Below are 20,808 nucleotides of genomic sequence, written 5' to 3'. Positions count from 1 at the left end.
CCCTCCGCCAGCCGTCACCCAATCAACCCGTCACCGAACACGACGCTGGCCCGGCACCAGCGCGCCGTCGCGGTCCATGATCAACTCGGGTTCAAGAAAGTCGGGGCATCCGTGGCAACCGGACACCCCGACTTCCTTAAAACCGTGTCGATCAAGCAGGGTCGTCAGCCGACTCGGCTGTAGTTGCGTCCGGCGGCGTCTCCTCGTCCAGCAACTCGGCCGGGTCAATGGAGAATTCGAACGGCTCCCACCGCAGCACGTCGAACGACGGCTCGGTGTGCTGCGGAGCCGGAGCCGGAGCAGACGCTGCCTGGGCCATCCGGGCTCACCCCCTCAGCGGATCATCCTGCTCAGGTCAGCCTAGCCACCGCAGCCCCAGAAGCGCGTCATCGCACACAGGGTCCGTCTGTCCGAGATGACTGCACCGCGGCCTCCTCGTGCGGCGCGTGCAGATCTTGGACAGTTTCCGTCAAGGCAGAACGGAAAGTGTCCAAGATCTGCGGGCCGGCGCTGGACTCGTCGTGGTCCGGTGCCGCACGACGGCCAGCCAGACCGCTACGCCGATGCAGAGGACGGCCAGCAGGGACAACAGCACCAGGGCCGGGTTGACCCAGGCGGGCACCAGGTCGTAGGTGGCGTTGCATCGATCGTGGAGGGGGAACCATCGCGACGACTCACGCCAGTGCGCGGCGCGGTAGGCACTGTCGTAGCTGACGCCGGCCTGTTGGCAGGACTCCTCCGAGCTCATGGAGGAACCGGCGAACGCCCCGAGGAACCACGTGACAGCGGTGGCGACGATCGACAGCCCGGCCGACGCGACGAACCAGCCCGGAGTCTTCCATCGGCCGGTGAGCAGAGGTCGGCCCCACAACCAGAGCACGAACAGCGCAGGTACGGCGAGGCAGAGCCCGGTCGTGACGACACCCATCCTGATTGTCAGCCTTCCCCCCGGCGAGCCGGGCTTGATCATTGCACGGGCCGGCTCACCGCCGTGAACGTGACGAAGGCCGTCCAGGCCGAGGTGGTGAAGGTCAGCACGGGTCCGTGCCGGTCCTTGCTGTCGCGTACGCCGACCGACAGCACGGAAGTCGGGGTGCCCGCAGCATGCGGGCACCCCGACTTCACCTGAACCGTGTCGGTCAGGGGGTGATGACGAACTGCGAGCCCGGCTGGATGACGATGTTGCCGTCGGCCGAGTTGGTGATTGTCACGTTCGTCAGGTTGGCGTTTCCGCGCGCGCCGCTCATCGCGAGGATGCCGGCGCCGTTGTTGGATTTGTCGATCCGCACGTTGGTGATGGCGACGTTCGGGATGTTGCCGCCACCGTTCTTGAACTGGATGCCGTCGAAGGTCGAGTCGATGATGTCGGTGTCTCGGATGGTGACCCCGACGATGTCCCTGGTGGCCGGGAAGATCGTGATGGCACCGAACTCCTGGTCCTCGTTCCAGAACGCGCCGCCGGTGCGGTAGAGCCCGTTGTTGGCGATCAGCGTCGTGCCGGAGAACGGCAGCGGGTCGTGGTCGGTCGCCAGCATGATGCCCGGGTAGTTGGCGGTGTCGTAGATCAGGTTGTTCTCGATCGAGTTGTCGTAGCCGCCGTAGATGGCGATGCCGTTCGCCCGCCAGGGCAGCTGGATGGTGTTGTTGACGAAGTGGTTGTCGTGGGCGATGTCGACGTTGCGGTCCTTGACGTACGGGTTGGCCCAGACGGCGAGCGCGTCGTCACCGGTGGTGCGGAAGGACGAGTTGAACACCCGCGAGTTGCGCGTGCCGTTGCTGAAGTTGATGCCGTCGGCGTACGTGTTGCGGATCCGCATGCCGCTGAAGTCCAGCCCGTCGGCCGGCCCCCACAGGTCGGGGATGTTGTCGTAGTCGCGACCCACCCAGACGCCCACGTTGGCGTGCTCGATCCAGACGTTGCTGATCTTCGTGCCGGTGCCGAAGCGACCGTTCAGACCAACGCCACCCTCGGCGTTGCCGTCACCGCCCCGGATCCGACCCGAGCCGAAGATGGCGATGTCGGAGATCTGGGTGTTCTTGTCGATGTCGAACCCGAAGTTGCCCTCGTGCGGGTGGTTGATGCCGCCCACCACGTTCTGCGGCTCGGTCAGCGTGTAGAGCTGCGAGTGCCACATGCCGGCGCCCCGGATGGTGACGTTGCTGATGCCGACCTGGTTGTGCATGCCCCGGTTCAGCGGGTCGTCGGTCAGGATCTTCTGCTCCTGCCGCCACTGCCCGGCCGGGATCCAGACGCAGCTGATGACACCGTTCTGGTCGTCGGTCACCGCCCGCTGGATGGCTGCGGTGTCGTCGATCCCGTCGTTCGGGACCGCGCCGTACGAGGTGATCGAGGTGCAACCGGCCGGCTGGCTCGCCGGCCCCGCCACCTGCTCCAGGTCGATCATGTCGATGACGTAGAAGGAGGCGGTGTCACCCGAGTCGCGCTGCAACTTGAACCGGGTGCCGGCCGGGTACGACTGCGCCAGCAGCGCGTTCGACTCGTCGAAGAGCCGCCGGGCGTCGGCCTGCGGGGTGTTGGTCAGCGCCTCCGGCCCGTCGGTGTTGCCGTAGAGCCAGCTGTGCTTCGACGACAGGGTCAACTTCCGGGAGAAGACGTCGTTGACGTAGAGGCTGATGGTCGCCTCGATGCCGCCGCCACCGGGCGCGTCCGGGATGGAGTTACGCACCACGATGGAGTTGGCCTGGTTGGCAGAGGTGAACTCAACGAACTGGCCGGTGCTGTTGAGTCGTACCGACTTGCGCCCCGAGGACTCGCTGGCGAAGTTGGTGTGCCCGAACGTACGCAGCGGGTCGGCCTCCAGCAGCGTGCCCTGGTAACGGCCGGCCTCCGCCTCGTAGGAGACGTACGGGACGGCGGCCCCACGACCGACCACGATCGACTGGCTGAACGCGTTGTTGGTCTCGTTGGTCTCGGCGACCACGTTGGTGGCGTCGGCGGTGGCGGTGATGGTGGCGCCGCCGCTGGTGGCGGTCCAGGTGCCGCTGACGGCCACGGTGACCGTCGCGCCGGCGGCGATCGAGGCGGTGTTGGTGTTGAGCGTGGTGCTGCCCGCCACCAGCCGGGTGACGGTGGTCGCGCCGGTCGCGGTGGTGCCCCGGTTGCGAACCGTCACGGTGAAGGTGACGGACGCCCCGACGGCCGGGTTCGGCGGGTTCGAGGCGATGCTGAGCACCTGGAGGTCGGGGCCCGGGGCCTGCGCCACCACCAGCGGTGACGCGGCAGTGAAGCTGTTGTTGCCGTTGTTCTGTTCGACGATCGTGTTCGCCGGGTCGACCACCGCCGAGACGGCGTAGCTGCCCATCGGCCGCGTACCGGCGTTGAACGACACGGTGGTCGAGGCGCCCGCGGCGAGCGTGCCCACCGAGGCGTTGCCGACGACCGCGCCGGCCAGGCTGAAGTTCACGGTCGTCGCGCCAGCGGCGGCGGAACCGATGTTCTGCACCACGGCCGAGAGGGTGACCGGGGAGACCTCGCTGGGCGATGAGGGTGACCAGGTCACCGAGCTGACGACCAGATCCGGGTTGGGCGCCGGGGTGCCGCACACCTCAAGCTCGGCCACCTGGCCGGACGGGGCACCGGTGTTGCCGGTGAACCGCAACTGCACGTCCGCGGTGGTCGCGGTGACCGGGATGGTCACCACGTTGCTGCCCTGGGCGAACTGGTAGGCCGCCGCCGACACCAGACTGGTGTACGCCGACGACGCCTGGTCGCGACCGAGGACCTGGATGGTCTGGGTACGGGTGCCCCAGGACGGGTCCGGGTTGAGCTTCACTGTGACACCGGAGATGGAGTGGTTCGCGCCCAGCGCCACGGTCAGGTTCTGCGGGTAGCTCGCCGCGCCCTCCCAGTAGGTGGAGAGTTGCCCGTCGTTCGCCTTGTCCGGGGTGAAGCTGAAGGTGGAGCCGCTCGCCGTCATGCTCTTGCCCTGTGCCACGTTCGTGCAGGCGGGCGGGTTGCTGCCGGTCCGGGTGACGGTGTTGCTGTTGCCGGAGAGGTTGCCGGCCCCGTCGCGGGCCCGGACGTAGTACGACACGGTCGCCGTCGCCGGCTGGGTGTCCTGGTAGGTGAGGACGGTGCCCAGCGTCGCGATCAGGCTGCCGCCCCGGTAGACGTTGTAGCCGGCGAGCCCGCTGCCACCGGAGTCGGTGGAGGCCCCCCAGGTGAGCGTGATCGTGCTGCCCGACGTGCTGTGCGACAGCGTCCCCGGGACGCTCGGCGCGGTGGTGTCGGGGGTGGTGCCGCCGCTGCCGTACACCTCCAGCTCGGAGAGCTGCCCGGCCGGCCAGCCGCTGTTGGCGGTGATGGTGATCCGGACGTAGCGGGTGGAGGTCGAGCTGAAGTTGATCGTTGCGGTGCTGCCGCTCGCCGGGTTGAAGGTGTACGTCTGCGACCCGACCAGATCGGTGAAGGACGAACCGTTGGTGCTGCCCCGCACGCTCAGCGTCTGCGTGCGGGTCCCCCAACCGCTGGTCGGCAGCTTCAGCACGACCTGGTTGACGCTCTGCGACGAGCCGAGATCGACCTGCACCCACTGCGGGAACGCGTTGTTGACGCTCTCCCAGTAGCTGCCCGCGTTGCCGTCGACGACTTTCGACGAGTCGTAGACGTCGGCGTGGCCGCTCTCCTGGGTGGGACGGCCCTGGGCGAGGTTGGTGGCCGCCGGGGCGAAGCCGGTGTTCGGTGCGGCGGCCGGGTCGGCCGGGCGGGCGGCGGCCGGGTTCGCGAGGGCGGTCGCCCCGGCCGTCGCGATCAGCGCGGCGGCGGCCGTCGCCGCCACCATCCTGAACAGATTCGTTCGTCTCATCACTGTCCTTGTCGTCGGGGGACGGTTGCCGCGGTGGCTGGACCACGGGGGTGGGGTGCGGCGGTGCAGCGCCGGCCGACGCGAGCGGGCCGGTGTCGAGAGAGACGGGGTGGTACGCGCGGCGCGGGGGCGCCGCTCGTCCTGGAAACACCAGACGGGTACGACCATCAACGGGCCTCCCCAGGAGGCCCGTTAAATCTTCCGAGAGCATGCTCAGAACCGTGCATCTCTTTGTCAAAATCTTGCGTTACTTTGACCAAAGGTTACTGACGTGCTACGGGAGCGTCAACACTTCGACCACCGTGACTATTGATGGACTTGCCTGCCTTGAGGCTCACTGCCCCGCCCGACCCGCACACAATTTCGGGGAAGGTGCCGCCCCCGACGACTGGAGGCCACACCTTCCCCGAAGTTGCGCGGATCTTGCGTCAGGTCGTGCGGGAACGATCAGGCAGCTGGTGCGGTCAGCACGAAGGTCTCCAGCAGCTCTCCGCCATACCAGTCGGTGCGCTGACCGACATGGGTCATGCCCAGCCTCCGAGCGACCGCCATCGACGGCTCGTTGCTCGGCGACACGACCGCGTAGATCTCCCGGGTGCCCGCGGCGAACTCCCGGGCCACCGCAGCGCGGGCCGCTTCGGTCGCGTAGCCGTGACCCCACGCGTCCGGGTGCAGGTGCCAGCCCACCTCGATGTCGTCGGTCCGGCGCGACTCGTCGCGCCCCGGCAGCGGCTTGAGCAACACGGTGCCCACCGCCTGACCCGTCTCGCGTACCTCTATCGCCCAGGTGCCGTACCGGCCGCCGTCGTCGGCGTGCCGCTCCTGCCAGGTCCGCAGCCGCTCGACGGCCTGGGCCGGGTTGGTCATCGGCAGACCCGACGCCATGCCCAGATATCGGCTGACCTCGGGACGCGAGTAGATGTCGTAGATCCGGGCCAGATCGGCCGGCTCGTCGGTCCAATCGCGCAGGATCAGGCGTTCGGTGGTGACAACAGTCATGACCGGCGATCTTAAGGAGTAACGGCCCCGGCGACAGGGAAGGAGGATCCGATGGGCGACGGATGGCAGCGCGCGAAACGGATCACCAGTGCCGCATTCCGTCCGGTGCGCGGACGGGACCTGTCGCTGCACGCCGCCGCGATCACCTTCTACGGGGCGATCGCCGTCGTGCCGGTCGCCCTGCTGGCGATCTGGCTCACCGCACTGGTGGCCGGGGCTGACCGGGTACGCCGGCTCACCTCGTACGCCGTGGAGGCCCTGCCCACCGCGATCGGCGCGCCCCGGGCGGTGGAGGCACTGGTCGACGCCGGGGTAGAGTTGACCCCGCTGCTGGCGCTGGCCTCCCTGCTGCCCGCCTCGCTGTACGGCGAGGGCCTGCGCCGGGCGTTCGTCTCGGTGGCAGCGCCCCGCTCCGACGAGCACCTGGTCGGCTGGCGGGGCCGGCTCCTGCTGCTGCCGCTGCTCGCGCCGGCCCCCGCGCTGCTGCTGTCGATCCTGCTGGCGCTCCCGCTCACCACCCGCCTCGTACGCCAGGGCGGTTGGCTCGGTGTGCTCGGCGTGGTGCTGTCGTTCCTGGGGGTCTGGCTGGTGCTGACGCCGGTGCTGGTGTGGGTGTTCCGGGTCGTCGGGCCGGCCTCACCGGACTGGCTCTCCACCCTCGGAGTCGGGTCGTTCACCGCGGCGAACCTCTCCGGCTTCCTGCACGGCTTCGTGCTCTTCGCCTCGCTCCCGCTGGACCTGGGAGTGCCCTTCGGCGGTTTCGACGACATCGGCGCCGGCGTGGCCGTCATCCTCTGGCTCTACCTGTTCCACGTGATCGTCCTGGCCGGCTACTCCGCCACCCTGGCCCTCTCCCACTGGCGCACCAAACGCCTCACCCCCACCCCGCCGGGTTGATCAAGAGGTTTGCGTCACCGGGAGCCGATTCCTTGACGCAAAGCTCTTGATCACCGCAGGTGGGGGTGCGGGGTGACTGGGTCGCGGACGGGGTGACCTGGGCTGGTGGGGCGGACTAGGCTGCCGCGGCATGAGCAGTGAGATTCCTGCCCGCGCCGACGTCGTGATCGTCGGTGCCGGGCACAACGGTCTGGTCTCCGCGGTCCTGCTGGCCCGCGCCGGCCTGGACGTCCTCGTGCTGGAGGCCGCCGAGGTGATCGGCGGCGCGACCCGCACCGAGAACCCGTTCCCGAAGGTGCCGGGGCTGCGCCACTCCACCGGGTCGTACCTGCTCGGGCTGATGCCCCCGGAGCTGCTCGCCACGCTCGACGTACGGATTCCGGTGCTTCGCCGCGACCCGCACTACTTCCTCCCCACCCCGGGCGGCCTCGGCTCGCCGTACCTGCTCTTCGGCAGTGACACCGCCGCCACCCGGGCGCAGCTCGCCGAGTTCTTCTCCCCCGCCGACGTGGCCGCCGACGACGCCATGCAGGCCGAGCTGGCCGCGCTGCGGGAAGACCTCGCCCCGGCCTGGCTGGCCGAGCCGCTGAGCGTCCAGGAGACCGCCGAGAGGCACGTCCGCCCGGCGCTGCGCCAGGTCTTCGTCGACCTCGTGCAGGGCTCGGTCGCCGACTACCTGGCCCGGTTCGAGTTCCGCTCCGAGCTGCTGGTCAGCATGTACGCGGTCACCGACGGCCTGTCCGGGCTCAACGCCGGCCCGGACGACCCAGGCACCGGCCACAACTTCCTCGTGCACAACATGTGCCGACTGCCCGGCTCCGGCGGCACCTGGATGATCGCCGAGGGTGGGATGGGCACCGTCTCCCGGACCTTCGCCGAGGCCGCGCGCGCCGCCGGAGCGACCATCCTGACCGGTACGCCGGTGCACGCGGTGACAGTGGCCGGCGGCGCGGCGAGCGGAGTGATGCTGGCCGACGGTCGGGAGGTCGCCGCCCGGGTGGTGCTCGGCGCGTGTGACCCGTACCGGTTGATGGACCTGTTGCCCGACGGCGCGCTCCCGGCGCGGCTCGGCGAGCGGATGGCGGCGGTCCGCCGGCCCGGCACCACCCTCAAGCTCAACCTGGCGCTCACCGGGCTGCCGCGCTTCTCCTGCCTGCCGGACGGCACGCCGAGCCCGTTCGGCTCGACCATCCACCTGCTGCCCGGGTCGGCGTCCCTGGTCGGCGGGGCGCAGACCTCGCCGATGACCGCGCTGCGCGCCATGTGGGCGGACGTGCAGGCCGGGCTGCTGCCGGCGGAGCCCACCATCGAGTGGTACCTGCACACCACCGTCGACCCGTCGCTCTCCGACGCCGCCGGGCACCACTCGTCGGCGCTCTTCGTCCAGTCCGTCCCCTACGAGTTGGCCGGCACCACCTGGGACGCGGAACTGCCCGGCTACGTCGACCGGCTGCTCGGGATCGTCGAGCGGTACGCCCCCGGCACCGCCGACCTGATCGCCGACGCGGTGCCGCTGCCGCCGCCCGGCATCGAGGAGCACTTCGGCATCACCGGCGGGCACATCCACCACGTCGACAACACCGTCTCGTTCACCGACCGGATGCCCTACGCCACCGGCATCGACGGTGTGTACGCCGGCAGCGCCGGCTGCCACCCGGCCGGCAGCGTCATCGGCGCGGCCGGCCACAACGCCGCCCGCCGCATCCTCACCGACCTGTCGGCCTGACCCAGACTCCCGCGATCTTGCACTTTCGGACGCCGATACGGGTGGTATGCCCCGCTCAGGCGCGACAGCAAGTGCAAGATCGCGGTGGTGAGGAGGTCAGATCACGGCCTCGCCGGCGGGAGCCGGAGTCTCCGCGTCCACCCGGTGGGCTCGCACCTTGTGGCCGACGCTCGTCAGGCAGCGGCCACTGGGCAGGTCGAAGCGCCAGCCGTGCAACTGGCAGGTGAGCTGGTCACCGTCGACGATGCCGAAGCGGGTCAGGTCCGCCTTCAGGTGCGGGCACCGCCGCTGCACCACCCAGTCGCCCAACGTGATGTCCTCAGCGTCGGTGCTGCGTTCGTGCTCGTCGTACCAGCCCTCGGCGTACTGGAGCCGCTCCTCGGAGAGGCACTTGAAGAACGCGTAGACGAACTCGTTGTACTGGCCGATCCGGGCCGCCGAGAACCGGCAGGACAGGAAGAGCGAGTTGACCCAGTCCACCTCGTCGATGAAGAGCAGGTGCTCGATCAGCGACCGCTCGGTCCGGAACCGGTAGCGCACCTTCTCGTCCGCGTACGGCCGGACCTCCTTGCCCGGGAAGTCCACAACGATCGACTCGACGCTCTCGCCGTCATACCCCACCAGGTCGAAACGGACCGGGCCGCCGACCCCCTTGGCCAGGTAGATCGACTCGTCGAGCAGCGGCTCGATCCGACGCTTCATCTCGCCGAGCACGTCCACCTCGGGGTGCCGCCAGGACGCCTTCTCCGCCTCGATGATCGGGCGCTTGCGCTCCCGCATCTCCTCCAGGTGCGCGACCTTGTTCGCGAAGAACTCCTGCACCGGCACCGGGTGGGTGGTGCTCGCGCCCTCGGTGGTGACCTCGGCGACGCTGCCCGGCAGCAGCACGATCCCGTTGGTGCCGCCGACCTTGGCGTACTCCGACAGGAAGACGGACTGGTCGGGGAAGATGTTGCCCTCGTCGCCGTGGATGTCGTTGAACTGCCACAGGGCGTCGTCGAGGAAGCACGGCGGGCCGGCGATCGGGAAGACGTGATCGGCCTTCAGATCGTCGATGTAGCGCCAGGTCCGGTCGAACTGCCGGTCGCGCTTCTGCTTGCCGAACGCGGTCTTCGCCGCCTGCGGCAGCTCGTAGACCATCGGGTACCAGATCGCACCGGAGAACTGGAGCATGTGGGCGTGCACGTGGCCCAACTCGGCGAAGACACTCAGGTCGGTGGGGCGGGCGTCGTTCTGGTTGAGCAGCCGCACACCCTCGTACTCGACCCAGAGCGAGGAGTCGCCGATCGGCCCGTCGGTCGGGCTGGTCAACGCCTGAATCATGATCTTCAGGCCGCCGGGCAGCTCCACCACCTGCTCGTTGGGCGCCTTCAGGAACTTGGTGAAGCCCAGCGCCCGGAACTCGTCCTCCATCTCCGAGGTGGGGAACTCGGGGAGCAGGACCGTGGCGTCCTTGGAGACGAAGTCGCGCAGGTGCTTCGCGTCGAAGTGGTCCCGGTGCAGGTGGGAGACGTACAGGTAGTCGACCTGACCCAGGCTCTCCCAGTCCAGCAGTGAATTGTCGGGGAACGGGAACCACGACGCGAAGTAGGCCGGGTTGACCCACGGGTCGCACAGGATGCTGCCCGCAGCCGTGTCGATCCGCATGCTGGCGTGCCCGGTTCCGGTCACTCGCACCGCACAGTCCCCCTCAAACAGACAATCAGGTGTACGCCAAACGCTACCGGAGCGAGTCTGACCGCCGCCCCGCGACGCCGGTAGTGCCATCCAGCCCGGGTGGGGCAGGGCCAATGGCCAGGAAACCCCCACCCCACCGCACCGCGTACGAGGCGTGCCAGACTAACCAAAGATCCGATCGCGAGGGAAGGACCGACAGTGGCAGGAAGCGAGCCGGTAACGTCGCCAGACCAGCACAAGCCCGGGCACCGCAAGGCCGGGCAGATCGGCGCCGTGCTGTCCGCACTGGCGCTGCTGGCGATGATCTGCGGCAACCACGAGGGCAGGGTCGAGGACATCTGGCTGATCGGCCTGGCCGCGCTGCTGCTGATCATCGTGATCGGCGACATCGTGTTGCGGCGCAGCGGTCTGCGCTCCTGACCCGACCCACCGCCGGACGACCGGCCGACGTACGACGAGGGCCCGCCCCCACCCCGGGGACGGGCCCTCGTCCGTATCGCGTCGGGGTCAGCGCCCGAAGAGGATGTCCTGCACGTCCTTGAGCGCGGCGTCGACCTCTGCCTCGAAGTAGCCACCCGGCACCAGGCCGAACCGAAGCGTGTCCAGGTCCTTCGGGTCGACCGGCATCGGGTTGCGGCGCTGCATGCCACCGAGCAGGGTGTCGAAGAACCGGTCCACCTGGTCGGGGTCGTACCCGCTGCCGAACCGGCGCACCTGGAAGCTACGACGGATCTGGTCGACCCGGTACAGGTCGCTGCCGGGCGGACCGGCCATCGGCGGGCCACCCATCGGCGGGCCGGCCACCGCGGGCGGACCGGCCATCGGCGGACCACCCATGCCCTGCTGCGGCAGCGGAGGCGGACCGGACGGACCACGGCGCATGTCGCGCAGATCCCGCTCCGGCATCCGGATCTCGGCCGTCATGTCGGCGCGGCCGTGCCGCCCGGCCTCGAAGCCGTCGAAGCGCGGCTCCTCCGGCGGCGGCGGATAACCGCCGGGCGCGCGCTGATCGTCGGGGCCGTACCCGCCGCGCTGATCATCCGGGCCGTAGCCACCGGGTGAGCGCTGGTCGTCCGGGGGGCCGTACCCGCTGGGACCGGCGGGCAGACCGCGCTGCGGCATGCCGTGGCCACCCATCGGGCCGGGGCCCATCGGGCCACCGGGACCCATCGGCGGGCCGGCCGGGCCACGTGGCGCGTCGTAACCACCGCCGCGGGGGGCGTCGTACCCACCGGTGAAGGCACCGGTCGGCTCGTCGTAACGGCCGTAGGGCGGGCCGGCCTGCGCGGGCATCGGCCGGGGTGGCATCGGCTGCGGGACCATGCCCCGGTCGTCACGCATCGGCGGACCCATCCGGTCCGGTGGGCCCATCCGGGGGTCGCCACCGCGTCCGGCGCCGTTGCGCTCCTCCAGCTCGGCCAGCTGCCGCTCGACCCGGTCCAGGTGCAGGTCGACCTGCCACTCGTCGTAGCCGTTGAAGCGGACCCGGAAGACGACGTCATGAACCTCCTGGGAGGCCACCGGGGCACCGACCTGTCGGCCGTCGAGCGTCGCCTCGACCCGGTCGAGGAAGGCATCCACCTCGTCGACCTTGTATCCCCGGCGGAGCGCCTTGCGCCGGAAACGCTGACCCTGACTCGCCACTATGTCTCCTGGTCTCGTTCGCCACGCCCGGTCACGCCGGTGCCTCTCCGGCGCGGTCGGTGTTGGTGTCGTTGTCTTCGGCGGCGGCAAGCTGGCCACACGCGCCGTCGATCTCGCGACCTCGGGTGTCCCGAACTGTGGTGGACACCCCGGCGTCGCGCAACCGCCGGACGAACTCCCGCTCGACCGGCTTCGGGCTCGCGTCCCAGCGGCTGCCCGGCGTCGGATTGAGCGGAATGAGGTTCACGTGGGCCAACTTGCCGGCCAGCAGCCGCCCGAGCAGGTCGGCTCGCCACGGCTGGTCGTTCACGTCCTTGATCATCGCGTACTCGATCGACACGCGGCGGCCCGTCCGGGCGGCGTAGTCCCACGCTGCGTCCAGCACCTCGGCTACCTTCCAGCGCTGGTTTACCGGCACGAGTTCGTCGCGCAGATCATCATCGGGCGCGTGCAACGACAACGCAAGGGTCACTGAGAGGTCTTCGCTGGCCAGTCGGTGGATGGCCGGAACCAGGCCGACCGTGGAAACGGTGATGTGCCGCTGGGACAGGCCGAGCCCCTCCGGAGCCGGGCTGACCAGCCGACGGATCGCCGCGATCACCCGGTTGTAGTTGGCCAGCGGCTCGCCCATGCCCATGAAGACGACGCGCGACAACCTCGGCGGGGAACCCGCCACCACGCCGGAGGCCGCCACCCCGGCCATGTACACCGCCTGGTCGACGATCTCCGCCGTCGACAGGTTGCGGGTCAGCCCGGCCTGGCCGGTCGCGCAGAACGGACAGGCCATGCCGCAACCCGCCTGGCTGGAGATGCAGACGGTCACCCGGTCCGGGTAACCCATCAGCACGCTCTCCACCAGCGCACCGTCGTGCAGCCGCCAGAGCGCCTTGCGGGTCGCGCCGTCATCGCAGGCCAGCTCCCGCACCGGGTTGAGCAACGTCGGCAGCAACTGGTCGGCCAGCCGCTCCCGGGTCGCAGCGGGCAGATCGGTCATCGCCTGCGGGTCGCGGACCAACCGCCCGAAGTAGTGGTTGGAGACCTGCTTGGCGCGGAAGGCCGGCTCACCCAGCCCGGTGACCAACGCCTGGCGGCCGGCCAGGTCCAGGTCAGCGAGGTGCTGAGGGGGCATGGAGGCCCGGCGCGAGGCGGGGGCGACCGAGATGGCGGGGATCAAGGGCAGGCTCGTCATGGCTGGTCCAGTGTGTCACGCCTTCGGCGGTGGCTGCCGGTCCGGAGGTGTCGAACGGCCCGCGATCGCCGGAGCCGGAAGACCACGCCGCCGTGATTCATACCTCAGCTCACCACCGGCACGAAGACCGCCAACAACAGGTAGGCCGTCGGCACCGCGAACAGGATCGAGTCCAGTCGGTCCATCAGACCGCCGTGGCCGGGCAGCAGGTTGCTCATGTCCTTCACGCCGAGATCCCGCTTGATCATCGACTCGGCCAGGTCGCCGAGGACCGCCGCGCAGGAGACAGCCACCCCGAACAGCGCGCCCCACCAGGGCGCCACCTCGAACATCAGCCACAGCAGCAACGCTCCGCCCAGGGCCGCCGCGGTGACCGAGCCGGCGAAGCCCTCCCAGGACTTCTTCGGGCTGATCGACGGGGCCATCGGGTGTTTGCCGAAGGAGACGCCGGCCGCGTACCCGCCGGTGTCGGAGAGGACCACCCCGATCAGCGTGGCCAGGATGCGCAAACGCCCATCGTCGGGGGCCGCCGCCAGCAACGCCGCGAAACCGGCGAGGAACGGCACGTAGACGGCGATGAGGGTGGCCGCGGTGAGATCCCGCTGGAAGCCGGCCGGCCCGTCACCCAACCGCCAGATCATGGTGCCCAACACGGTGACCAGCAGCCCCAGGCTGAGCGCGTCCGGGCCGGCGTACCAGGCCAGACCCACTGTCAACACACCACCGGCGATCAGTGGCACCAGCGGCGGGTGCGCACCGCTGCGTCGTACCGCGCGGGCCATCTCCCAGATGCCGATGGCGACCGCGGCGGCGATCACCGGTAGGAAGGCCAACGGATAGAAGACCAGCGGCACCACGATCAGCGCACCGAGGCCGAGCCCGACCCCGATCGCCGCGGGAAGGTTGCGCCCGGCCCGCCCGGTGCCCACCTGCTGGGTGGCCGGTCGGTCGAGGCTGGCCCGGCGTCGCCCCTTCGACCGTCGAGCGGTCGTCGGAGCCTCGTCCGGCGCCACCTCCGCCCGGACGGGCGCGAGCTGCTCGGTCGGGTACCCCGGGTCGTCGAAGCGGACGGGAGGGCCGTCGAGACGGCTCGGCTCGTCGAAACGCCCACGGTCCGGGCCGTCGTAACTGGGCGGCCCCTCCCCCGCGGGAGGTCGATCCGGGTAGCGGTCACCGCGACCCCGGTCGTCGTACCGGTCGGGCTGGTTGCGGTCGTCGACGTGCCGGTCCCGGTCGTCGAAACGGTCGTCCGGGCGGACCGGACGGCCACGCTCGTCGTACGGGTCCGCGGGGTGCGGGTCGGCGTACGGCCGGGCGTGCGGGTCGGCGTACAGCTCAGGGCCGGCGGCGGGACGGCGGCTCCACTGGCCAGCCTCCAGCTCCTGGTCCGGCCAGGGCAGCGCCACCGGGCGCTCCGGCCGGTCCCAGCCGCCGCGAGGCTCGCTGCCGTAGGGGTCGGGGTGGGACATCACGCACCGCGACGCGGCACGAGAACCACCACATGACGCAAGACCACAAGCATCCCCTACACGTGCGATGTTCCTCCGATTGACCGCCCCGACGGTCGGTCGATCCCCGGTGTTCACCACCCGGTGGCCGGGAATCCTGCCGAGCCTACTGCACACGCCGGATCGGCACGGCGGACGAGGCACGTCCACGGACGCCACCCACGCCGCGGGCCCGCCGGCCAGCGACGCACACCCGTTCGGTACGGCAGGACGCAGGCAATCCGCAGCCGTCGATCCGACTCGTCCGGTGCGCGATCGAGTACTGAGCGAACCCTGGCCGGCGTGGTCCGCTGGTGCCGCGCCGGCGCCAGCCCGCGCTCCGCAACGGGGGAAGGCACTCACATGTACAAGTTCGGTCTCGCGGTGTTGACGGTGGCCGCCATGGTCCTGGGAGCAGGGTCACCGGCCGCCGCCACCACGGCACGGACCAGGATCACCATCGACCGCCACACCAGCGAGCTGTACCCGTTCGAGCCGCCCGTCGGCGAGCCGGGAGTCACGTACCCGGCAGCAGGGGTCACCGCCACCGCCCGGAACTGCCCGGCCGGCATCGTCCTCATGTCGGCCTCGCTGGTGCAGGACGGCCTGCCGACCCTCTGGGCCACCGGGGGACACGGCGCCGGCGAGATCCTCTGCGACGGCGGCACTGTCGGACTCGGGATGGCGTTCGCGCGGATCGCTCCGGCGCTGCACCCAGGCCGGGCCACCGCCCACTTCTCGCTGCGCGACTGGGACACCGGCGAGCAGTTCGCCGAGAGCACCAGGACCGTCTGGATCCCCTGCTGACCTATGGAACGAGGCCCGTTCCCGACGTCGGGAACGGGCCTCGATGCACGGGTCACACCTCGAGCAGCTCGGTTTCCTTGTGCTTCACCAGGTCGTCGATGCTGGCCACGTACCGCTGGGTCAGGTCGTCGAGTTCCTTCTCGGCGCGGCGACCGTCGTCCTCGCCGGCCTCGCCGTCCTTGACGATCCGGTCCAGCTCTTCCTTGCCACGGCGGCGGACGTTGCGGATCGCCACCTTGGCCTCCTCGCCCTTGTGCCGAGCCACCTTGATCATGTCGCGGCGGCGTTCCTCGGTCATCTGCGGGAGCAGGATGCGCAGCTGGTTGCCCTCGTTGTTCGGGTTAACCCCGAGGTCCGAGTCGCGGATCGCCTTTTCCATCGCGTTGATCTGCGAGTTGTCGTACGGCTTGATGATGGCCATCCGCGGCTCGGGGACCGCGATGGACGCCATCTGCGTCAGCGGCGTGGGCGTGCCGTAGTAGTCGATGATGACCTTGGAGAACATGGCGGCGTTGGCGCGACCGGTACGGATGGCGCCGAACTCCTCCTTGGCGTGCTCAACCGCACGCTCCATCTTCTCCTCGGCCTCGAGGAGGGTGTCGTCGATCACCGGTCTCCTCGCCTCCTTCTGTGCTCGTGGTGGGCTCTGCTGAAAGTCGTCAGACCGCTGTCGTCGTCGCCTGGGCGGGACTCAGGCGGTGATCAGGGTGCCGATCTTGTCGCCACCCACCGCGCGGATGATGGTGTCGTCACCCTGCGCGCCAAAGACCAGCATCGGCAGGCCGTTCTCCATGCAGAGGCTGAACGCTGCCGCGTCGGCCACCCGCAGGTTGCGGCGCAGCGCCTCCGAGAAGGTGATCGAGTCGAGCTTACTGGCGGTGGGGTCGATCCGCGGGTCGGCGGTGTAGACGCCGTCCACGCCGTTCTTGCTCATCAGCACCACGTCGGCCCGGATCTCCAGTGCCCGCTGGGCGGCCACCGTGTCCGTGGAGAAGTACGGCATTCCGGCGCCGGCGCCGAAGATGACCACGCGGCCCTTCTCCAGGTGCCGGATGGCCCGCAGCGGGATGTACGGCTCGGCGACCTGGGCCATCGTGATGGCGCTCTGCACCCGGGTCTCGATGCCCTCCTTCTCCAGGAAGTCCTGGAGCGCGAGGCAGTTCATCACGGTGCCGAGCATGCCCATGTAGTCGGCGCGGGCCCGGTCCATTCCACGCTTCTGCAGCTCCGCGCCGCGGAAGAAGTTGCCTCCGCCGACCACCACGGAGACCTGCACGCCGCGGCGGACCACTGTGGCGATCTGCCGGGCGATGGCCTGGACGACGTCCGGGTCGACGCCGATCGCGCCGCCACCGAAGACCTCACCGGAGAGCTTCAGCACCACCCGGCGGGCACGCCCCGGCGGCGGTGCCGTCGGATCGTCCAGCCCCAGCGTCCGGTCACTCACAACCTGCGTCATCCGCCCCGCCCTTCCCCACGCGCACGCCCCGTGCGGCGCGTACCGCGAACCTGCCGCTGCCGACCCTATGTGACGAGGAGGCCGCGGTGCCTGTCACGTACACCGGCGGCCTCCTCGTTGATGTCTCCTGCCCACGGGCGCCAGCGGCGCCCGGTGGCGGCTCAGGCCTGGCCGACCTCGAACCGCACGAAGCGGGTGACCTCGATGCCGGCCTCGGCCAGCAGCTGCTTCACCGACTTCTTGTTGTCAGAGACGGACGACTGCTCGATCAGGACGAAATCCTTGAAGAAGGAGTTCACCCGACCCTCGATGATCTTCGGCAGAGCCGCCTCGGGCTTGTTCTCCTCGCGGGCGGTCTGCTCGGCGATGCGCCGCTCCGACTCGACGACCTCAGCCGGAACCTCGTCCCGGGTGAGGTACTTCGGCCGCATCGCGGCGATCTGCATGGCCACACCACGGGCGTCGGCGTCGCCGGCCTCGTCGGTCTTGCCGGTGTACGACACCAGCACACCGACGGCCGGCGGCAGGTCCTGGGCCTTGCGGTGCAGGTAGACGGCGGTGGTGCCCTCGACCCGGGCGAACCGGTTGAGCACCAGCTTCTCGCCGATCTTCGCGGACTGCTCCTGGATCAGGTCCGCGATGACCTTGCCGTCGAGCTCGGAGGCGAGCAGCTCCTCGGCGGAGTTCACGCCGGCGCGCTCACCGTGCTCGACCAGCTGCTGGCCCAGCGCGATGAACGACTCGGTCTTGGCGACGAAGTCGGTCTCGCAGTTGAGCTCGAGCAGCGCCTTGCCGGAGTGGGCGACCAGGCCGTTCGCGGCCGTACGGCCGGCCCGCTTGCCAACATCCTTGGCGCCCTTGACGCGCAGGATCTCGACGGCCTTGTCGAAGTCGCCCTCGGCCTCGGTCAGCGCCTTCTTGCTGTCCATCATGCCGGCGCCGGTGAGGTCGCGGAGCTTCTTGACGTCCGCGGCGGTGATTTGGGACATGGCTCTCTCTTCGGTGTTGAGACGGCGTGTGGATGGTCAGAGGTGCCGGTTACCCGGATCCGGGCGGATCGTGCCCGGCGTACCGTCGCTGCCCGCCGTTCGCGAAAACGGACGGCGGGGCAGCGACGGTGCGATCACTCCGCGGTGGCGGCCGCCGGCTGCTCGGTGGCGGCCTGCGCCGGCTGCTCCGGGGTGGCGGGCTGCTCGGCGGCGGCAGCGGCGGGCTGCTCGGCCGTGGCGGCCGGAGCGGCCGGAGCGGCCGACTCGTCGGCCTTCTTCGGCTCGAGCAGCTCGCGCTCCCACTCGGTCAGCGGCTCGTCGCTCGCGACACCCTCGGGCTTCTCGTCGTTGCCCCGGCGACGGCCGGAACGCGCGATCAGACCATCCGCGACGGCGGCGGCGACGACCTTGGTCAGCAGCTCCGCCGAGCGGATCGCGTCGTCGTTACCCGGGATCGGGAAGTCGACCTCGTCCGGGTCACAGTTGGTGTCCAGCACCGCGATCACCGGGATGCCCAGCTTGCGGGCCTCGTCGACGGCGATGTGCTCCTTCTTGGTGTCGACGATCCAGACCGCGGCGGGAAGCTTCTGCATGTCCCGCAGGCCACCGAGGGTGCGGGTCAGCTTGATCTTCTCGCGGGAGAGCTGCAGGGTCTCCTTCTTGGTGTAACCGGCGGCGGTACCGCTGAGGTCACCCAGGCCCTCCAGCTCCTTCATCCGCTGGAGCCGCTTGTAAACGGTCTGGAAGTTGGTCAGCATGCCACCGAGCCAGCGGTGGTTGACGTACGGCTGGCCGACCCGGGTCGCCTGCTCGGCAATCGCCTCCTGGGCCTGCTTCTTGGTGCCGACGAACAGGATGCTGCCACCCTCGGCGACGGTCCCACGCACGAACTCGTACGCCTTCTCGATGTACTCGAGGGTCTGGCGCAGGTCGATGATGTAGATGCCGTTGCGCTCGGTCATGATGAAGCGCTTCATCTTCGGGTTCCAGCGCCGGGTCTGGTGCCCGAAGTGGACACCGCTCTCCAGCAGCTGACGCATGGTCACGACGGCCATGGTTGGGGTACTCCTCAAGGTCCCTGGTTGTCACGCCCGGCCGGTGGCCGGGCGTCCTGGCGCCTGGTCGCCGACCCATGGTGGACCCGATCAAGATCGGGACCAGGGAGGCCGTCGCTCCACGACGATTCGTGAAGAGGGCGCGCGAGGTCGACCGCACGAGGCGGTCGCCAGTTGGCCAGTGTACGCCCCTCACCCGTTCAGCCGTCCCGGGGTGCGCGTGGCGTGCTGCTCCGCCACTCCCCCGCCCGCCTGCCCGATGCTGCTCGATCCGCGCGTCTCGCCGGGAAGATCGCACTGGTTCGTGGAAATAGTGGCCTCCGCGTCGCCGGAGGCCACTATTTCCTGGTTGTTGTCCGAACCCTCAGCGAGCACGCGACGGCCGGCGGCGGGCCGGGCCGGGTCAGCCGGCAGGCCGGGTCAGCCGGCGGCGAGCGCGGCGGCCACGAAGAGCACCAGGCCGACGGTCAGGTAGGCCGTCGGTGGGCGCAGCCAGCCCCGGCCGTTGTCGGCGAGCGCGAGGCCTCCGGTTCGTAGCCCGTACAGCCCGGTCGCGAAGATCGGCAGGCCGGCGACCAGGGCGATACCCACCACCACGTTCCCGGCGTCCACCGGGTCGCCGGTCACGCCCGCCAGCAGCACCCGCAACGCGGGAACCTCGAAGACCAACACCAGCAGAGCGAAGAGTACGGCCAGCACCGGTCGACGGGTCCGATAGACGCCGTCGGCGGCCGGCGGGTACACCGGCGGCTCGCCTGCGGGCAGGTCGGGTCGGGGGCCGATCCCCGGCATCGGGCCGGTCGGCATCTCCAGCGGGTGCGGCGTGTCGCCGCTGCCCCGGGTCGGCTCGACGATCGGGTACCCAGCGAGCGGAGCAGGACGAGCCTGGTCAGCGAGCACGGTCGACGTGCTGTCGCGGGACGTCTCCGGCGGGGCGCTGGTCACCGGAGATCCCGCCGTGGTCGTCTCGCGGGCGGCCCGGCGTCCGGGCAGCTCACCGGAGGTCTCCGAGGGGTCCCGGTCCGCCCGCCGCGATCGGGTGGCCCGGTAACCGTCCGCCTCCGGCCGGCCGGCACCCAACGGGTCGACCGCGCCGAAGCGCCCCGAATCAGCCTCGCTCCCCCCGAACCGACCGGTCTGAGCGTCCAGGGCGCCGAAGCGACCCGAATCCGACTCCGGCGTACCGAAGCGACCCACGTCCACCGCGCTCAGACGACCCGAATCCGACTCCGGCGTACCGAAGCGGCTCGCGTCGACGGCGCCGAAGCGTCCCGAGTCCGGTTCGCGGCGGCGGCCGACGCCGGTGTCCTCGACGGAGCGGCCGTCTTCCGCACCACGCTGCTCGGGGACTTCGCTGTCCCGGTACCGCGGATCGCCCGCGCCGCGCCACTCCGACTCGCCGTAACCGCGACCCCGCTCGTCGGGGTACCAGCGCGACTCCTGATCTTCCGGAAAACTTCGTCGTCCGTCCACGTCAGGCACCGTATGCGACCGGCCACGCCCGCGCCATTTCAACCCGGCCGACCGCGCCGCCGATCGTCCGGGACAGCGCGGACACCAGTCGCTCCGTAGCACAGCGCGGGCATGATCATCCGACTGTCCACAGCACCCCCGTTGTCCACAGTTGGGCTGCTGCCGGGTCGCGGCGATCACCCTCCGGCGGGCACCGTGCCGGCCATGACGAAGCGGAACCAGGCGGTTGGCGCGTACGGCGAGCAATGTGCGGCCCGGCACCTGACCGAGGCGGGGCTGCGCCCCATCGCCCGAAACTGGCGCTGCCCGGCAGGGGAGATCGACATCATCGCGTGGGACGGGCCGGTGCTCGCCTTCTGCGAGGTGAAGACCCGCCGGGGTGAGGGCTTCGGCACCCCGGCCGAGGCGGTCGTACCGGCCAAGGCCCGCCGACTGCGAGGGCTCGCCGCGCGGTGGCTGACCGAGACCGGTACGACCGCCGAGGAGGTGCGTTTCGACGTGCTGTCGGTGCGGCTGCCCGACGCCGGTCCGGCGCAGGTCGACCACCTCAAGGGCGCGTTCTGACATGCGTACCCGGAGG

18 protein-coding genes and 1 pseudogene are annotated in these 20,808 nt (G+C 70.2%); 5 read left to right on the top strand and 14 right to left on the bottom strand.

Annotated elements, in window-relative coordinates:
* Positions 1 to 151: 151 nt before the first annotated feature.
* The 5 genes from ACFYP0_RS28015 to ACFYP0_RS27995 form a co-directional block, all read right to left on the bottom strand.
* The gene (locus ACFYP0_RS28015) at positions 152 to 319 is read right to left on the bottom strand and encodes a hypothetical protein (protein ID WP_355500570.1); all 168 of its coding nucleotides are present in this window, start codon (positions 317 to 319) and stop codon (positions 152 to 154) included.
* Between the two features lie 150 nt (positions 320 to 469).
* On the bottom strand, positions 470 to 928 hold the full coding sequence (locus ACFYP0_RS28010) for a hypothetical protein (RefSeq protein ID WP_355502221.1): 459 nt from the start codon (positions 926 to 928) through the stop codon (positions 470 to 472).
* A gap of 38 nt (positions 929 to 966) precedes the next feature.
* Positions 967 to 1,125, bottom strand: a complete 159-nt coding sequence (locus tag ACFYP0_RS28005) for a DUF397 domain-containing protein (protein ID WP_355502219.1) — start codon at positions 1,123 to 1,125, stop codon at positions 967 to 969.
* Positions 1,126 to 1,139: 14 nt separating this feature from the next.
* Positions 1,140 to 4,826 (bottom strand): CARDB domain-containing protein, encoded by a 3,687-nt coding sequence (locus tag ACFYP0_RS28000; RefSeq protein ID WP_356976330.1) that lies wholly within the window; start codon positions 4,824 to 4,826, stop codon positions 1,140 to 1,142.
* Between the two features lie 447 nt (positions 4,827 to 5,273).
* Positions 5,274 to 5,825 carry a GNAT family N-acetyltransferase gene (locus tag ACFYP0_RS27995; protein WP_355502213.1) on the bottom strand — a complete coding sequence of 184 codons (552 nt, stop codon included), beginning with the start codon at positions 5,823 to 5,825 and terminating at the stop codon, positions 5,274 to 5,276.
* 51 nt (positions 5,826 to 5,876) lie between these two features.
* Here ACFYP0_RS27995 and ACFYP0_RS27990 point away from each other — a divergent pair, with 51 nt between their 5' ends.
* Both ACFYP0_RS27990 and ACFYP0_RS27985 read left to right on the top strand, forming a co-directional pair.
* On the top strand, positions 5,877 to 6,722 hold the full coding sequence (locus ACFYP0_RS27990; RefSeq protein ID WP_124854471.1) for a YhjD/YihY/BrkB family envelope integrity protein: 846 nt from the start codon (positions 5,877 to 5,879) through the stop codon (positions 6,720 to 6,722).
* 130 nt (positions 6,723 to 6,852) lie between these two features.
* A complete protein-coding gene (locus ACFYP0_RS27985; protein WP_386998087.1) occupies positions 6,853 to 8,448 on the top strand; it encodes a phytoene desaturase family protein in 1,596 nt (531 codons plus the stop codon).
* A 96-nt stretch (positions 8,449 to 8,544) separates the two neighbouring features.
* Here the strand turns inward: ACFYP0_RS27985 and ACFYP0_RS27980 are convergent, their stop codons facing one another.
* Positions 8,545 to 10,125, bottom strand: coding sequence for a Rieske 2Fe-2S domain-containing protein (locus tag ACFYP0_RS27980; protein ID WP_124854469.1), 1,581 nt, complete (start codon positions 10,123 to 10,125; stop codon positions 8,545 to 8,547).
* 198 nt (positions 10,126 to 10,323) lie between these two features.
* Here ACFYP0_RS27980 and ACFYP0_RS27975 point away from each other — a divergent pair, with 198 nt between their 5' ends.
* Complete coding sequence (locus ACFYP0_RS27975) at positions 10,324 to 10,545, top strand: DUF2631 domain-containing protein (protein ID WP_036412111.1); 222 nt, start codon at positions 10,324 to 10,326, stop codon at positions 10,543 to 10,545.
* 87 nt (positions 10,546 to 10,632) lie between these two features.
* Here the strand turns inward: ACFYP0_RS27975 and ACFYP0_RS27970 are convergent, their stop codons facing one another.
* The 3 genes from ACFYP0_RS27970 to ACFYP0_RS27960 form a co-directional block, all read right to left on the bottom strand.
* Positions 10,633 to 11,769, bottom strand: coding sequence for a DivIVA domain-containing protein (locus ACFYP0_RS27970; protein ID WP_355502209.1), 1,137 nt, complete (start codon positions 11,767 to 11,769; stop codon positions 10,633 to 10,635).
* 31 nt (positions 11,770 to 11,800) lie between these two features.
* Positions 11,801 to 12,958, bottom strand: a complete 1,158-nt coding sequence (rlmN, locus tag ACFYP0_RS27965) for a 23S rRNA (adenine(2503)-C(2))-methyltransferase RlmN (protein WP_124854467.1) — start codon at positions 12,956 to 12,958, stop codon at positions 11,801 to 11,803.
* Between the two features lie 104 nt (positions 12,959 to 13,062).
* Positions 13,063 to 14,427 (bottom strand): phosphatidate cytidylyltransferase, encoded by a 1,365-nt coding sequence (locus ACFYP0_RS27960; protein WP_355502206.1) that lies wholly within the window; start codon positions 14,425 to 14,427, stop codon positions 13,063 to 13,065.
* A gap of 381 nt (positions 14,428 to 14,808) precedes the next feature.
* Between ACFYP0_RS27960 and ACFYP0_RS27955 the strand changes: the two genes are divergently transcribed.
* Positions 14,809 to 15,252: a hypothetical protein gene (locus ACFYP0_RS27955; RefSeq protein ID WP_386998083.1), complete on the top strand. Its 444-nt coding sequence runs from the start codon at positions 14,809 to 14,811 to the stop codon at positions 15,250 to 15,252.
* A gap of 52 nt (positions 15,253 to 15,304) precedes the next feature.
* Here ACFYP0_RS27955 and frr read toward each other — a convergent pair whose 3' ends face one another.
* From frr to ACFYP0_RS27930, 5 genes and pseudogenes are all read right to left on the bottom strand, one after another.
* Positions 15,305 to 15,862, bottom strand: a complete 558-nt coding sequence (gene frr, locus ACFYP0_RS27950; protein WP_088946658.1) for a ribosome recycling factor — start codon at positions 15,860 to 15,862, stop codon at positions 15,305 to 15,307.
* Between the two features lie 81 nt (positions 15,863 to 15,943).
* Positions 15,944 to 16,711, bottom strand: a complete 768-nt coding sequence (gene pyrH / locus ACFYP0_RS27945) for a UMP kinase (protein WP_124854464.1) — start codon at positions 16,709 to 16,711, stop codon at positions 15,944 to 15,946.
* A gap of 161 nt (positions 16,712 to 16,872) precedes the next feature.
* The gene (gene tsf, locus ACFYP0_RS27940) at positions 16,873 to 17,700 is read right to left on the bottom strand and encodes a translation elongation factor Ts (RefSeq protein ID WP_091400300.1); all 828 of its coding nucleotides are present in this window, start codon (positions 17,698 to 17,700) and stop codon (positions 16,873 to 16,875) included.
* Positions 17,701 to 17,834: 134 nt separating this feature from the next.
* Positions 17,835 to 18,755, bottom strand: a complete 921-nt coding sequence (rpsB, locus tag ACFYP0_RS27935; protein WP_355502202.1) for a 30S ribosomal protein S2 — start codon at positions 18,753 to 18,755, stop codon at positions 17,835 to 17,837.
* Between the two features lie 420 nt (positions 18,756 to 19,175).
* Positions 19,176 to 20,265, bottom strand: a pseudogene (locus ACFYP0_RS27930) (hypothetical protein).
* Between the two features lie 167 nt (positions 20,266 to 20,432).
* Here ACFYP0_RS27930 and ACFYP0_RS27925 point away from each other — a divergent pair.
* On the top strand, positions 20,433 to 20,792 hold the full coding sequence (locus ACFYP0_RS27925; RefSeq protein ID WP_355005226.1) for a YraN family protein: 360 nt from the start codon (positions 20,433 to 20,435) through the stop codon (positions 20,790 to 20,792).
* The last annotated feature ends 16 nt before the right edge of the window (positions 20,793 to 20,808 follow it).

This window comes from Micromonospora arida, assembly GCF_042873195.1.
Taxonomy (GTDB): domain Bacteria; phylum Actinomycetota; class Actinomycetes; order Mycobacteriales; family Micromonosporaceae; genus Micromonospora; species Micromonospora arida.
The sequence above is the reverse complement of the archived record's forward strand: the minus strand, read 5'-3'. Positions and strand labels throughout refer to the sequence as shown.